This window comes from Citrobacter sp. VF227 (assembly GCF_052950715.1).
The window spans coordinates 1-466 of the sequence record NZ_JBRFVF010000407.1 but is presented as its reverse complement, the minus strand read 5'-3'; the positions used below and the strand labels follow the sequence as shown (position 1 = coordinate 466).

Annotated in this window: 1 protein-coding gene; it reads right to left on the bottom strand. The window is 73.6% G+C overall.

Annotated features, from left to right (window positions below; translation table 11 throughout):
• The coding region (locus ACU8YC_RS27010; RefSeq protein WP_446896263.1) for a polysaccharide deacetylase family protein at positions 1–434 on the bottom strand (434 nt) is incomplete at its 3' end.
• Between the last annotated feature and the right edge of the window lie 32 nt (positions 435–466).

The window sequence follows — 466 nt, the reverse complement described above, 5'->3', positions numbered from 1 at the left end:
ATCCGGTAGCCCGCCTCCCGGGCCGCGTGGGCGGCCGCCCGCGTCCAGTTCGCCGACTGCCCCAGGGGGATCGCGAAGGAGTCGGGCAGGACGCCAAGGCGGGCCCCGATGGCGCGCCGGGATTCCTCCAGCTCCTCGGCCGCCTCTTCCGCGCTGAGGCGCCCGAAATCCGGGTGGGTCACGGAATGGCTGCCGATCTCGACCCCGTTCGCCGCGAGCGCCTCGATGGCGCGCCAGCCCAGGATTCCGGGCGGCGCGCTCTCGGGCCGGTCGAGCCAGCCCGACACGACGAACAGGGTCCAGGGGATCCCGAGATCGCTGAGGACCGGCGCCGCCCCGCTGAGGACGCTGCGCCAGCCGTCGTCGAAGGTGATGGCGAGGTCCCGCGCGCCGCCGCGCCCGTCGGCGATACCGTGGGACAGGGCGGAAATCATACACAGATCAGGATCTCGCAACCGCGGCTCCC